Here is a 15,072-nt window from a genome sequence, read left to right as displayed (position 1 = left end):
TGCTAGAGATCTCAGTTTTCAGAAAGCGATCGTTTATATTCGTTTTGCGACTGAAACTGTGAAGATACCCCACGGATCAATCTCCATGCCAATTTTTTCAAAGCCAGCTTCCCCTACAAGTTCATCCATTTCTTCCTGCGTCCTCCTACGCATGACCCAATTCTCTCCTTCTCGGTTATCTAAAACTCTAGCAATATACTCGACCTGTGGATGCCATGGTTGATTTGTATATATAAGATAGCCATCTTTCTCGATTGCAGCAGCAAGCCCTTGAAGCGAACGCTGAATGCCTTGATTGTCTGGGAACAATTCATATAGACCAGAAACAATACCTAATGTTGGCTTGGGGGCTATGCTCGCGATCTGTTCTTGATCAAACGCATCCCCTATCTCGCAATAAACTCTGTCCAATCCTAGTTCTTTTACAAGCTTTTGACCTGCTTCGACATTGACTTGTTTATAGTCCCTCAACTGAGCCTCAATCGGCAGATGATTCATCTCCTTAATTGTTTCCATCACATACCGGCCAGGACCGGCCGCTATATCAACAATACGTACACTTTTCCCTTCTTTGTCAAGCATATTGATGGTATTGCGTAATGTGTTTTTCATGTTCACTTTACGTACACGAATACCCCGCCAACCGATGCTATCCAGAAAAGTTTGATCAATCATTTTTCCAATTACTGCTTGGCCGTTCGATTTGTTTTGGTAAACGTAGTCAAGCATAACCCCTGAATCAAATCCATCTTTAAGGCCAATGCGAATCCCCTTACTCAATCTGCCCAATGTATTAATGCCAAGCCGATTTGTGCTATAAAAAATGCTGAATTTTGGTTTTTGCAAAGATTGATATTCGTCATATGTATAACCAGAGCGGTCAGCTTTGATTAGAGATTTGCAAGCAGGCTTTTCATCAAAGTACTTGAGAATAAATTGGCGCGTACGATCAATCGCCAACTCTTTACCTTGTTCATGATAAATAGCATGATAAAAATTCGGATATTCATACCACTCTTTTTCGTCGCTTCCTAAACGATCAAAGAATTCACGTTGAGGTTTCACTTTAACGACCCAATCATTACCAGCAACATGCATTTGTGTTGGTACACGTATTGCACCCGCATCTTGGATAATTCGGGTTGCAGTATCGTGTAGCCCTAACAGAATGTTCGTTGAGATACCATGAGTAATTAATGGATCATCAGCAAATGCTTGTTGCTCGGCCTTATCATGCGTTAAAACTTTACCTTTTACGTAACTTGGAACATTTTTCATTAGGTTCAGTTTCTGACCTAATCGCAACATAGGTACAGCAAACGGGACGTAAAGCTTAATCCGAAAAGCTGGCGTTGCCATAATTAATGCGCGGATTGGCGGAGCATAATCATGCACCCAACTCGATGCAATAACAGATCCAACACTGTTGCCAATGACTGCCATATTCTCAATTGGAATATGGTGTTTTTGCGATACATGCCTGACAAATACATCCGCATCTTTAGCGTAAACACCAAAATGCTCAGCCCAGTCTCGAGGTCCTTCTGATCGTCCATTCCCACGTGCATCCCACGCAAAGCACGCAAAACCGTCTAGATTGAGCTGCTCAACCAATCCGCTTAAACGGCCTGAATGCTCATGGCCACGGTGAAAAATGACAACAGCTTTATCTGCAACATTCTGAGGGATCCACTCGCGATAAAATATTGTATTCCCATCAAAACTCTGCATCTGCGATTCGATTGCTTGTAACTTATCCATTTAATCCGTCTTCCATATGTTGGTTGATTACTTTAATGCCCAGAATAATGTAAGTAATGATCTCTAAAAAAACAGTCCGTTATTATCGAAAAGCTCAAGGAAGCAGTGTTTTAGCATAATATGCATGTTGGGTTTTTGATATAAACAAATCAACTACATACATTTAAATTTTCATTTAGAGGTGCTTTTAGGAGCACAGAGTCATTGACGAAAGAGGTGAATTATCCATTGCCTTGTCGGCTTTAACCACCCAGCAAGCCACCGGTTAATATGCGAATGCCTGTTTCACGATCGACTTTATCAAAATACCACACATAATGCGAAAGAACTGGCCCAATAAGAACAAGGCTATCAAAGCGATCAAGTATCCCGCCATGACCGGGCAGAATAGCTCCCATATCTTTGACTCCAATATCACGCTTGATCGCGCTGATAAACAAATCTCCCATTTGACCAGCGATACTGATAAGTATTCCCAAAATCAACAAGTGGAACCAACTTCCCACATTCATGCCTTCAAACACCTTACGTCCTAAAAGCACAAACAACAAAGAGGTAAGCAGCAATGCGCCAGCTGCACCACCTATCGTCTTATTAGGGCTCACATTGACAATCAATTTACGTTTGCCAAATAATTTACCACAAGTAAATGCAAACACATCGTTTAATTCTACACACAATACGACAAGTAATAAGACTGCGCGATACCCCGATTCATTCGCCCAGTAACTAAGATGCCCCAGCCCATAGCCAAACAACATAAGACTCACCGCTGCCAAAGCATATCGCTGTAAGAATCCTTCAGTTCGATTTTGCAACACAGCGGCCATAGCAATAGCGACCAAACACAAGCCAGGCAGCGCAGCGAAAAAGTTATACCAATTATCTAAAATCGCCAAGCTCATTAGTATCAAACAAAATACCACTGACCCGCTCATCAGTTTCTCACGAAAAAGTCCTGTAGCTCGAGCAAATTCAGCATGGCATAAGACCCCAAGTATCAACATGCCAAGGATTGTCATTAAAGGTCCGAGCAATATCACCCCACCAATTACAAACCCAAGTACCCACCACGCACGCATACGTCGCCATAGTTCACTACGTAATTGATCATTCCCTACGCGAGTCACGCTGATACCAGCAATAACGCAAGTCCCTAAAAGCAAAATACCTACCGCAAAACTTGCTAAAACTATAGTCATCGGTTCGTTAACTATGTCCGTGATTCCAAAGAAACGATCCCAGTTTTGCCCGTCCATCATTGAGTAAACTCCTCACGATCCAGCTCAGAAAGCCTGCGTCTGATTCGTATCCACCGCCGTATGCATGTTCCAATACTTCCCATCAAGATCAAGACTAAAAACCAACCTACCAAACCCATACCGCCCCATAGCCATTGACTACTATCTGGCGCAACGATCATCCATACCGCAAGAACGGTTACCCAAAACATTCGCCTGCTTTTGCTCATCCATCCAACAAATTCCTGTTTCTCTTTTTCACCGCCTGCCACTTTCCCCATTGCACGAATATAAGCCGTCATAACTGCTACAAGTGCAGCCCAGAAACCGATCACAACGTTTCCACTTGCCGCGTATCCCAACCCAACCAGCACCGCGATATCTGAAATTCGATCAGGAACTTCATTTAACATCATACCCACTCGGCTGCTCATCCCTCGCTCAACCGCAACCATACCATCTAGCATGTTGCACAGGAGACGCATCTGTACAAAAAGCGCTCCCCCTAAGAACAGCAATCGTACTCTCCAAGTCACATCTTCTGCAATAATCCAATCACCAAACGTTCCCTTACTTGATGCGGCAAACATCAAACCAGCCAGCATTCCAAAGGCCATACCTATAATCGAGATGAGATTCGGTGTCACCCCCTTTTGGGCAATCCATCCTGCTATTCGTTGGCTCCATCTCGCTTCGCGAGTTGCAATTGGCCGACGATCAAGCTCAACAATATTTGAAGGTCTTTCTTTTTGGGTCTGTTTTTTTAGCATTCTGATCTTATCTAGCATAAAGATGTAAACAATTGAAATACTAAACTCGAAAGCAGTTATTATACAGATTCTACTGCAACCACAGAAGTAATTGGTTTTATATTAAATTTTCACAGATGATATCTATGACAGCATGTGAAAAGTCGGTTGAACAAGCACGTTAATCTGACACAAGCAATCAGGTTACAAAACAAAGCTACTGAACCTAGACGTGTATATGGACGATTCGTGGGCTTAGCAACACCACAGCGCAGCCTCAAAAACATGCGCCATCCCCGACATAAGCTGGATGCACAAAGTGTGACGCTCTCACGTTTCAATGCCACGGCTCTGGACGGGCTCGGCTAAACATCCCGAACGCTACTCGGTCGTACCTCGCCCAACTCCGCACCGTCATCAATATTTGTCATCAATCACCATCACTCTCTGAAGCCGGCCGCAAACTCTTCTCCGCTTCTCGCAAACGCTGCAAAATTGTCATCGATGCCGACCGCCTCAGAAAATACCTCGCCAAATTCGACTTCGATTGGCACGCAATCCATTCGCCCCAATACCACGACACCGCATAACGCATCCGCTGTACCTAGGCACAATGGCACACTTACTGAGGTGCTGACGGTTTTGGGCAAACCCATCGCTATACACCACGAATGGCTCAAAGAGGCACGTGATGAACAACAACAAGACCCAAACCAATCAGAACGAACCCATTCAGCGTTGGACGGCCAAACGCAAGACCGCGGTCGTCCCGGAGATCATCGAAGGCACGACCACGCCCGCCCAAGTCGCTCGTCAGCACGATCTGACCGTCGCTGAAATCGATAAGTGCAAGCTAAATTCTTCGCCGGGGCTGAACAGCGTTTAAGGCCCAATCCCAAGGAGGCTGTGGAAGCGTGGCACAATGAACGCCGTGAGCTTCACGCCAAGATTAGCGAGTTGACGCTGGAGGTCGATGCCGCAAAAAAGCAGTTACACACGCAGTTGCGGGCCAATCTGGGCGAGAACTGGTGATGGCTGGCAAAAGCGATCTGCTGCAGGAATCCAAAACAATGAGCATGAGTAAGCTCTGCAAGCTATTGGATGTGCCGCGTAGCACGCTCTACTACCAACCCCGCCAGAAGCAAGGCCCCAAGCGTGACGGCATCCTGGAAAACCTGATTTATTCGATTATTAGCTCGTTACCAACCTTCGGCATCCGACGCGTGTGAGCTTACTTGAAGCACAATTTAAGCTGAAAAATCAACCTTAAACGGGTTGCGAGGATCATGCGAAACCAGGGCTGGACGATCTCTAAGCGCAAGAAAGGCAGATTAAACATATTCTGATTCAGTCCATTGACTGCTGAGATACTATCTATCCGAAAGTTGCTCCAAAGCTAAAAGGCAAATCTAACCATTAGGAAGTAGCTGTAGCTTCCGTTTGCCCCAACAACTCCTCCTCAGTTTTGGCTGTATGCTTCATCATGACATAGCTCACTGCGGGAAGCACAAAGAGCGTCAACACCGTCGAGGTGATAATGCCGCCAATGACCACGGTGGCAAGAGGCCGCTGCACTTCACTGCCAACACCAGTCGAAATGGCCATGGGAATGAATCCTGCCGCATCGGTAATGGCAGTTGCCAGCACAGGACGCAGCCGCGTTTTTGCAGCTTCAATAATGCCTTGTCGCCGAGGTAAACCTTCACGAATACAGTCGCGCATCGCGGTCATCAAAATCTGCCCGTTCAATACCGCAATCCCTGACAGTGCAATGAATCCAACCGCAGCACTCACACTAAAGGGGATATCACGCAGCCAGAGCGCAAACACAGCACCGACCGCAGCAAACGGAATACCTGTGTAGATGATCAGCACGTCCCGCAAACTTTTCATGCTGAAATACAGCAGGAAGAAGATCATTACCAACACCGCAGGTACGATAATCGACAGACGCAATTTGGCTCGCTCAAAATTCTCAAACTGTCCGCCCCACTCGAGCACATAGCCTTCGGTTAATGCAACACGGGAATCAATGGCGGCCTTTGCTTCAGCCACAAAAGAGACGGGATCGCGATTGACGACGTTACATTGAACACGAATCAAACGCCTGCCCCATTCTCGGCTGATCGTCGACGCGCCATCGGTCATTTCAATCGAGGCCATCGATGAGAGCGGGACGATCACACCGCCTTCGGTGGGAATACGCGCATCTTGAATGGCTGAGACATCTTCACGAAATTGTTGTGGCAACCGGACCACCAGTGGGAAAATCCGTTGCCCTTCAAAAACTTCACCAACCCGAATGCCGCCGATGGCTTCGACAAAATCGAGTACTTCCTGCGAGGCGACACCATAGCGCGCCACACGGGCCTGATCGACCGCGATATTGAGTGCGGGCTGGCCGGTGATTTGATCGACCGAAATATCCGACACGCCCGACACTTCCAGAAGAACGCGCTGGACCTCGTCGGAGATTCGCAATAGTTCATCGAAGTCGTCGCCATAAACTTTGATGCCGATGTCGGAACGAATGCCGGATTCCATCTCGTTCATGCGCAGTTCGATCGGTTGCGTGAAGATCATGTTCAGTCCGGGAAATTGCGAAACCACTTCTTCCATCTCCGCGACCAAACCGGCCTGCGTGGTGGCACGGGTCCACTGGGGTCGTGGGTGCAGCGTGATGAAGATGTCTGTTAACTCCGTGCCCATCGGATCGGTCGCGACCTCAGCCGTCCCAATCCGACTCCAAATATGCTGGATCTCGTCTGGAAATTCATTCTTTAACGTGGTTTCAATCTTTGTGTTATAGCGAACCGACTCGTCAATCGAAACGCCTGCAAGCCTGATGGCATTAATCACGATAGCCCCCTCACTTAAACGCGGAACAAACTCGCCGCCCATCTGGCTGCTGCGGTAACCGGCCAATCCCAAAAGCCCCAACACAAGAATCAGAACAACCCACCGAAAATTCAGCGCCTTGCCAACAAGCCATCCGTATGCACTGGTAACAGACTGACTGACCGCACCATCCTTCGACTTGCATTTACGGGGTAAAAAGTAATACGAAAGCACGGGCGAAAGAAAGATCGCCACCAGCAATGCACCCGCTAATGCAAAGATAAACGTCCACGCCATTGGCCGAAACAATTTTCCTTCCGTTCCTTCCAAAGTAAGAACAGGCACAAATACCAGAGCAATAATCGCCATCCCAAAAACAATCGGGCGCACCACATGAGCACTGGATTCAGCAATCGAATTCAGTCGTTCATCGGACGTTAGCTTACGCCCCAGTTCGCGCTGCCGTTTCTTCAATTCACGCAGATTCGCCTCCGTCATCACCACCGAACCATCGACGAGGATGCCAAAATCTATCGCACCCAAACTCAGCAGACTCGCAGCAATGCCAAATTCATACATCCCCTGAACCGCAAAAAGCCCGGAAATCGGTATCGCTGCCGCAACGAGCAAACCTGCACGAAAATTGCCCAATAAAAGCAAAAGAACCACCACTACCAAAACCGCGCCCAACACCAGATTGTGTCTCACCGTCAAAATCACTTTGTCCACGAGCGTGGCGCGGTCGTAGACAATCTCAATCGCCACATCCTTCGGCAACGACGGCTTGATTGACCACAAACGCTCCCGAAGCTCCCTGGTAACCTTCTGGCTGTTTTCTCCCATCAGCATAAACGCAAGCCCAAGCACCGCCTCGCCTTCTCCAAAGGCGGAAACAGCGCCGCGCCGAATCTCGTGACCGATCTCAATCTCTGCCACATCACGAATAAGCACCGGCATGCCATCGCTTGTAGCAATCACGATGCTTTCAATTTCCGCAATGCTCGAAACCCGACCAAGCCCCCGCACAATAAGCGCCTCACCGGAAGAAACAAGTTGCCCGCCACCAACATTGGCGTTGTTGCGGCGAATCGCTTCAAGCACTTGATCCATCGTAAAATCGTACTTAATCAGCGACTCGGGTTTGATGACGATGTGATACTGCCGCTCTTTACCTCCCCATGAATTGACTTCAGCAACACCGGGCACCTTACGCAACTCCGGCTTAATCACCCAATCATGAATGGTTCGCAGTTCTTCAATCGAACGATTCTTATCGCTTGAGCGAATGGTGTAATGGAAGATCTCGCCCAAACCGGTTGCAATCGGCCCAAGCTCTGGACGTGATACTCCTTCAGGTAGCTGCACGGCGGAAAGTCGCTCGGTAATATATTGCCGCGCATCAATGATGTTCGTTTCGTCATCAAAACTTGCCACGATTTGCGAAAACCCAAACTTGGAAATAGAGCGCACATTCTGAAGCCCGGGAAGCCCGCCGATGGACAGTTCCACGGGAAGCGTAATCTGCTGCTCAATCTCTTCGGGACTTAAAGCCGGCGTAACGGTATTGATCTGTACTTGCACCGGGGTCGTGTCCGGAAAAGCATCAATCGGCAATTGCACGAGACGGTACACTCCGGCTGCACACGCAATCGTAAAAAGTAGCAGTACAAGAACCCGATTCTTAAGCGCAAATTCTATAAGGCGAGATAGCATTCAAACTCCCATCAATGATCAACACAACCAGCACCCAATCGTGATTTCAAAAACTCGGTTTTCATTGTGAATCCCCCGTCTGTCACAATGTTGTCCGCACTTGTGATGCCCTCTGAAATTGAGGCAAGCTGCTTCGAAACAGCAGGGCCGACTTCCACACGACGTACCGCATATAAATCCTCTTGCTCCTTGACGAAAACAAACGCAGAACCATCAATGCGATGGATTGCCTTGTTGGGCACAACCATGGCATCAATCGACGTCCCCACAACAGCGGTCACCTTGGTAAACATGCCATGACGTAAAATGCCATTCAAATTCGGCACCGCAGCTCTGGCACGCACCATGCGCGTCCGCTCATTGATCTGCGGACTTATCCAATTGATTTCGCCTTCGATCTTTAATTCCGGAAGTGACTTTAAGCGCGCGACGATCTCGCCACCTTTAACGAGATGAACAGCTTTTTCTTCCGGCACTGCCAGTTCGATCCACATCGTCGAAAGGTCGGCAATTTCAAACAGTGCATCGGACTCGACAGCTTCGCCCAAAACAGCATTTCGGCCAATCACAATCCCGTCAAAAGGAGCCCGCACATAGAGAGATGACGAGGAGGACAGGGTCTCTTTGATCTGGACAACTTCGCTTTCGGTGAAACCGAGATTGAGTAGTTGCTGATGTGCTTGCCTCACGGCAAGCTCGGCCAAACGATAAGCGGCTTCGGCTAACTGCAAGTTGCGTGTTGCGGAAAGCTTGTCCTCAACCAATCGCCGTTCACGTTTATAAGTCTCCGTCTTGACATCAACTTCAGCAAGTGCTGAAAGATATGCAGACTTCGCTTGCGCGACACCAAACGAATGAACAACCGCCAAGACCTGCCCTGCCTTCACCGATTCGCCCACATCGACATGGACCTCGGCAACAACCCCGGAGGCTAGCGGCGTAACTTTTGCTCGCCGATTTTCGTTGTACCGAATCTCACCAAGCAGATCGAGCGAAGAAGCCACAACACTTGGACTGGGTTTTTGATGTGTAATGCCGGCCAGTAATGCGGATTGCGGCGACTTCATTCTGACTTTGAGCGAATCACCCACCGCAAGGCTTTCGGCAAGCTGTGGCTGACAGATACCACACTTAATCTCTGCCACGCCATGTTCGTTACAAAACAGTGCGGCTGACTTGTCACTTGCAGCTTTCGTGTTCGTATCTTTGATCTCAGGATGACACAAAAAGCATTCATCTTCATACAGGCCATGCTCTTTGCAATACAAGCGAGACTTGTCCTCTAATTCTGAATGGCAATCCCAGCAACGGTCTTCATAGCGTGCATGTTCTTTACACCAGAGTCGGCCAGCATCACGCTTACTCGCATCGCAAATAAAGCAGGTTTCATCATTTTCATGTGTGTGCGCAGCAGATGTCACGGCCTCTGCATCGCTGTGATGTGACGAGCGGGATGCTTCGTCACTGCATCCCGGTATATAAATACAAATGGTTAGCAGGCCGGTTATCATAATGGCCGCCAACCGGGGTCGTAATAAAGAACTCATGGTTGATCTCCTGTAGTAGGTGTCAGGTAGGGAACATCAGTTGTCAATACGCTCAAAGGTTCTGCGATAATTCCTTCAACTTGAATAAGCGCAGTGTGATATTCGGCCAGCGTTTCCAAGCGTTGCGAGATGATATCAAAGAGCGCCCGCTGAGCATCAAGAACCCCAAGGTAAGAAATATGGCCTTCTTGATAGGCCAAACGTGCCGCTTCATATGCTTCGTTGGCGGCTGGAAGAAGTGTCGCATCAATAGCGTACACTTCGTTATAAGCAATGGATGCTCTGCCATGCTCGCGGGCAAGCTGCGTCGACAGTTCACGTTTCAATGCACGAACCTCATCCTGAGCCTGCGCCGCAAACAAACGGGCCGCTAGGGTGCTACCTTGGCTTCGATCGAACAGTGGAATGTCCATCGAAACTCCACCGACAAGAGAAGCCTCGTCAATCTCATTCGCATAACGAACGCCCAATCCAGCCCTGAGATTAGGAATCGATTGTGCCTGCTTCATCTTCACCACCGCGGCTCGTCGTTCCCGCTCGACAGCCCACTGTTTCACTTTTGGATGTGATGCAACAAGACTAGCCAGTTCATCAAAAGGTGGAACAGGAAGCAAATCATCCAACGAACCAAGAGCAACATCGAACGCGGGCTCATCTTCATCCCACATCGCACAAAGCTCACGACGAGCTGCGACTAACTCACGTTTTAGACGATCCGCCGCAATCCTAGCGGAATCACTTTCAAGCCGCGCTTTAATCTCATCAATCGGTGAGACTTCACCCGCCTCCACGCGTTGGCTGATAAGAAGGCGGCTTTCTTCTGCCAGCGTCCAAACCTGCTCCGCATTTGACATGCTGCTTTGGAGTTTGAGTACACGAATAAATCGTCTGGCTGTTTCCGTGATGACTTCCAGCCGTTGCGACTTATATTTCAGTTCAGAAACTTTACGTGCACCTTCAGGAACTTTCGCGCGTAGATTTCTTTTATTGCCTAATTCAATAAGCTGGGTGACAAAGATTGTTGTCTCCAAAGCATCAACCCCGTTTGAACCGCCTGACCCCACGAAGTTTTCAAACTCAACGCCCACTTCAGGATTGGGCAAAAGTCCGGCTTGCAATCGCCGCGCCTCCTCAATACGAGGCCCCCACGCACTTGCCTGAAGTTGAGGATGATGAAGCAACGTTGCCGCCAGCGCATCTCGCAAAGATAGCTCACTTTCGGTAGACACCAACTCGTCTGATATTCCCTCATATGGTTCACTCGAAAGTGCTTGCACAGAAAGCGAACGAGAAAACGGGCGTAGTTCCAATGATTCGGAATCGAATGGTGACAGAGCACACGCAGGCGTCATCAGTAACAGGAAATACAATATCACATGAGAAGTTCTATACGGAAGCATCGTATGTACTCACTAGAAAACATGACTCGGAAATTGCCGAGGTTAAGGAATTAAACAAAAGAGTGACGTCAATACAACGTCATATCCAAATGCTTCTTAGATGAGTAAAATTGTTGAACGTATGAGATATGTGCCGGGGGCGCAGTGATTCTGCACAGGTACATTTGAATTAACAGAAAATGCAAGTAGCTTCGTATCCGCCAACGTGCTCATGACAATATTATATGATTGCTCTAATGGTCTTAGCATGCTCCAATCCTGCTCATGACCATTCTGCAATCTCACGAAATATACATCAAAGCCCCACCCTGACTCGCAACCGCCATACATGCAAGTCAATGTGTTGCATTCCTTCAAAGAAAACACTTCAACAATACTACTAACATTGCTTTGATCGCAGCAAGTAGACAACTGATCAAATTCTTTTGTAGCAATTGAACTTTTAGGAGAACACGAATACCTCGTGCCTAAAGTGCTACCAAAAGCAAAAAAGACCGCAAGTAGTGTTAAAATAATCTTGTGTGTATTGGAAACAGGCATATATTCTATTAACCGTCATCTAAGGCTTACATACAACTAAAACTTACATAAATACATAAAATGACACAATATTGCAACTTACTAAGTACACCTTAGATTAAGAGTACCTCGGCTAACCTGCGCTCGCAATCGGGAATGATTGAGCCGATGTCATCACCGACCGCGAAACACCTTAAGTCCATGTTCTTGCTGGACATACTAGGCGAGGATTTACCTCCGGTAGAGGAGATATCGAAACCGCCGCAATCTCTCAATGGTATGAGCACTTAGAGATCAAGCGAATGCTTGATACATCAAACATATTCCGATTCAGTCAATTAGCCAATGGTATGTGCTCGGCCAAAATAGGCCAGATTCATAAACCCAAAATAGCTCTGCGAGGAATTGTATTCTAAATGATCATTTGCCTCACCAGATTCTTTTCGGCGGAAAACCCCGGACAGCAAATACCACCCAAGCCTATAGCCCACAGGCCATCATTCACACCGACAGAAGATACAGATACGTTAATCTCTCTCAATCAGGCTAGAGAAGTAAACCGCCACCTACATAGGTGAACACGGACGATCTACGGCTTGACAATGCCATATAATGTACAAATTTGCATAAGACCTTCGCCTAGGTTGCGTCGGTTTCGACGGCTTCCCCACGTAAAAAACGATGTAAGCTACATTAGCGGCTAGCACCAGCACATTAATTCGTCACGAGAAATCAGGCTACAGAAGGCGACCTATTAACATAGACGTGAACACGATCGGCTCGCGGCTTGGTGTGGCGGTTGCGGAAATCTGACGATTGCCGTTGGCATTGGTGAGGTGAGTGTGCTGCTGGGGCCAGTCGGCAACTTCGGCTTCAATAGCTTAAAAGAGCATCTAGCGAACCCCGCGCCGAAGCACTTCAGCGAGTGGATCGACCACAGGATCAGATGTTTGTGCTAGGAAAACCTGAGGTTTGTAGTTAACGTTGCTCATAGTGGCATATTCATTTCGTTAAGATACTGGACCTCGGATAATACCCAAATTACGCTGCCTTTTTCATTTTGCCACCAACATCTCCAGCATCTCTACATTACTTCCGCCATGCAACTGGCCAAACAACCCCCGTCACCCGGAAGGAAGACTAACCTGCGCCTAAGTGACTTACTCCACCTCCAATTCCATCATATCAATATTCATATTCTTAAAATGCTCTTTGAATAACTCCGGATGAGTCGACCGCGACGGCGTACGATAATCGTCTAACTCCATCGCAGAAATCTCACTCAATTCGTCCGGTTCAATCGCAACATACGGCGTTAAGAAGATCAATAACTCCGTCTTCACCTTCTCATTGCTTCGCGATTTGAACAACTCACCCAGCAACGGAATATCACCTAATAACGGCACCTTCGACACACGCTCATTCACACGATCCTGCACCAAGCCACCAATCACAATCGTCTGACCATCCTTGATCGCAACCCGCGTTTCCGCTGATCGTTTCGAAATCTTCGGCGCATTCACACCATCCGTAATCTCTACCGAATCTTCCGACTGCACCGAAATCTCCGGCAACACATCCATCACAACCAATCCCTCTGCATTCACCTGAGGTGTCACCTCCAAAATAATTCCCACATCCTCATACGTCACCGTATTGATCGTCTGTCCTGTATCCGTAATCCGTGAATCACGTACAAACGGAACCTCTTCACCCACTGTAATAGACGCCGTCTGATTGTCCGACGTCAAAATGTACGGCCGCGACAACACATCCAACTTTCCTTCCTGCTCCAACGCCTTCACCGCCACATCTAAATTTGATTCCATCAATGAAAACGAAATACCATCCGTCAGATTCGACAAACCAAAGTCCGTCCCAACACTCCAACCCTGATCACCACGCAAATTAAACGATGAAAACTCAACCCCCAAATCAAGCGAATTATCATGCGTCACTTCCGCAATCAACACCTTGATCAAAACCTGCTGCACCGGCCGATCCAACTTCTCAATAATCTCCTTCACACGATCAAAGTTGCTCGTCGAAGTCAGCACCATCAACGAATTCGTTTCCGTATCTGCAACAATAGTCACCTCACCCGCCAAGTCTGAACTATTCCCCGTATCAGACGACGATGTTGTTCGCGTTGGCTGTGGCTGCTGCCTGCCTCCCTGACGATTATTCCGTTGATTGTTTGCCGCCGTCCGCACTGCAGACTCTTCAACATCAGCAAACAACTCATTCAACGACTCCGCCAGCGTCTCCGCATCCGCATTCTTCAAATCATAGATAAATACCGATTGCGTCGCCGCTGGATCCGCATCCAATTCTTCGATCAAACTCGCAATCGTATCAAGCACTTCTGACGGTCCACTTACCACAACTGTGTTCGTCCGCTCATCCGCCGCCGCCTTAATCTCCCTTGATGGCGCCGATCTATTCGAACTCTCAGCTGCCGGTGCAGCGCTTGGCCCACCTCTGCCTCCACGACCACGCGCCATCATAAATCTTGCAAATGGGTTCTGTGATTGCTGATTGCTTTGCTGATCTTCTTCAAAAATCTCATTGATTAAATCCGCCGTCGAGTCTGCCTCCGCATAATCAAGCGGAAATACACGCACATCAACAATCGTCGAGACATGCCTGTCTAACGCCTCAATGATCTGCGCAATCCGCCTCACATTATTCGAAGTATCCGTCAAGATGATCGCATTACTATTCTCGTTCGCAGTGAGCTGCGCATGATCCTGAATTAACGGCTGAATATCTTCCAACAACTTCGTCGCATCAATATTCGCAATCGGAATCACCTGCGTAATCATGTGACCCGCCGACGAAATCTCTTTGGGATCTGAACCATACATCACCGGAATATTATGCTTCTTTGCATTTGCCAATTGCACAACCGTCAAAATTCGCTCGTTCTGAATCGCCGCTAATCCATGCTGTTTTAGCACAGTATTCAACAACTGTATCATCTCATCACGATTCACCGGCTGCTTCGATACAATCGAAATCACGCCCTCAACCGGCACCTCCTTGATAACAATGTAACCCACCTTCTCCGAAATATACTCAAGCACCGTATCAATTGGTACCTCATCAAAATGCAACTTAATCGATAGATCATCACCAATCGCACCCAACACACTCGGCTGGATCACACCATACGTCTGCACCAACGGCGTAACAGCCTCTGCTCGTGCATCAACCTGTACAAACCCCATTGCCCCACACATCAGCGACAGTGTGACCGAACATGATTTCATAAAAGATGGTTTGGAATAGTCGGATAGCATAA

General features: G+C 47.8%; 10 protein-coding genes. 2 read left to right on the top strand and 8 right to left on the bottom strand.

All coding sequences use genetic code 11. The features are described 5' to 3' along the window. Positions 1–33: 33 nt before the first annotated feature. From ACQ6WK_RS04775 to ACQ6WK_RS04760, 4 genes are all read right to left on the bottom strand, one after another. A complete protein-coding gene (locus ACQ6WK_RS04775) occupies positions 34–1,761 on the bottom strand; it encodes a bifunctional alpha/beta hydrolase/class I SAM-dependent methyltransferase (protein WP_432799605.1) in 1,728 nt (575 codons plus the stop codon). Between the two features lie 242 nt (positions 1,762–2,003). Then, a complete protein-coding gene (locus ACQ6WK_RS04770; RefSeq protein WP_432799604.1) occupies positions 2,004–3,023 on the bottom strand; it encodes a phosphatidate cytidylyltransferase in 1,020 nt (339 codons plus the stop codon). Beyond that, the gene (locus ACQ6WK_RS04765) at positions 3,020–3,790 is read right to left on the bottom strand and encodes a CDP-alcohol phosphatidyltransferase family protein (protein WP_432799603.1); all 771 of its coding nucleotides are present in this window, start codon (positions 3,788–3,790) and stop codon (positions 3,020–3,022) included. Before ACQ6WK_RS04765 ends, ACQ6WK_RS04770 begins: the two co-directional genes overlap by 4 nt. A 401-nt stretch (positions 3,791–4,191) precedes the next feature. Beyond that, positions 4,192–4,407 (bottom strand): hypothetical protein, encoded by a 216-nt coding sequence (locus tag ACQ6WK_RS04760; protein ID WP_432799602.1) that lies wholly within the window; start codon positions 4,405–4,407, stop codon positions 4,192–4,194. 35 nt (positions 4,408–4,442) lie between these two features. Here ACQ6WK_RS04760 and ACQ6WK_RS04755 point away from each other — a divergent pair, with 35 nt between their 5' ends. Further along, complete coding sequence (locus ACQ6WK_RS04755) at positions 4,443–4,637, top strand: hypothetical protein (protein WP_432799601.1); 195 nt, start codon at positions 4,443–4,445, stop codon at positions 4,635–4,637. Positions 4,638–4,782: 145 nt separating this feature from the next. After that, entirely contained in the window at positions 4,783–4,980 is a 198-nt protein-coding gene (locus ACQ6WK_RS04750) for a helix-turn-helix domain-containing protein (protein ID WP_432799600.1), read from the top strand. 187 nt (positions 4,981–5,167) lie between these two features. Here the strand turns inward: ACQ6WK_RS04750 and ACQ6WK_RS04745 are convergent, their stop codons facing one another. The 4 genes from ACQ6WK_RS04745 to gspD form a co-directional block, all read right to left on the bottom strand. Beyond that, complete coding sequence (locus tag ACQ6WK_RS04745) at positions 5,168–8,302, bottom strand: efflux RND transporter permease subunit (protein ID WP_432799599.1); 3,135 nt, start codon at positions 8,300–8,302, stop codon at positions 5,168–5,170. Between the two features lie 11 nt (positions 8,303–8,313). After that, a complete protein-coding gene (locus ACQ6WK_RS04740) occupies positions 8,314–9,849 on the bottom strand; it encodes an efflux RND transporter periplasmic adaptor subunit (RefSeq protein WP_432799598.1) in 1,536 nt (511 codons plus the stop codon). Then, positions 9,846–11,078, bottom strand: a complete 1,233-nt coding sequence (locus tag ACQ6WK_RS04735; RefSeq protein WP_432799597.1) for a TolC family protein — start codon at positions 11,076–11,078, stop codon at positions 9,846–9,848. The genes ACQ6WK_RS04740 and ACQ6WK_RS04735 overlap by 4 nt, the downstream gene beginning before the upstream one ends. A gap of 1,850 nt (positions 11,079–12,928) precedes the next feature. After that, entirely contained in the window at positions 12,929–15,040 is a 2,112-nt protein-coding gene (gene gspD, locus ACQ6WK_RS04730; protein ID WP_432799596.1) for a type II secretion system secretin GspD, read from the bottom strand. Positions 15,041–15,072 lie beyond the last annotated feature (32 nt).

The sequence above is a fragment of the Poriferisphaera sp. WC338 genome (genome assembly GCF_050931845.1).
Classification (GTDB): Bacteria; Planctomycetota; Phycisphaerae; order Phycisphaerales; family Phycisphaeraceae; genus Poriferisphaera.
This window is presented reverse-complemented; position numbering and strand designations above follow the sequence as displayed.